At 54.6% G+C, this 238-nt stretch carries 1 pseudogene; it reads left to right on the top strand.

Annotated features, from left to right (window positions below):
* Window positions 1-238 (top strand): annotated as a pseudogene (locus R2R70_RS22975) (hypothetical protein); the annotation flags it as partial.

The following is a 238-nucleotide window of genomic DNA, read 5'->3' as shown; positions in this document are numbered from 1 at the left end:
CAGGTGGCAAGAATGTTTCGGTCAGCGATGAGCCCTTTGAACCGCGCCCGCTGCTGGAAAGTACCCTGCAATTAATGAGCGGACGGGTGAAAGGTCGCCCGATTCGCCTGGCAACGGCAATTGCCGATGATATGCCGTGCGCGTTAATGGGCGATCCACGACGTATTCGTCAGGTTATAACCAACCTGTTGAGCAACGCCCTGCGTTTTACTGACGAAGGGTACATTATCCTGCGTAG

The sequence above is a fragment of the Cobetia sp. SIMBA_158 genome (genome assembly GCF_046566945.1).
In the GTDB taxonomy this organism is placed as follows: Bacteria; Pseudomonadota; Gammaproteobacteria; order Pseudomonadales; family Halomonadaceae; genus Cobetia; species Cobetia amphilecti.
This window is presented reverse-complemented; position numbering and strand designations above follow the sequence as displayed.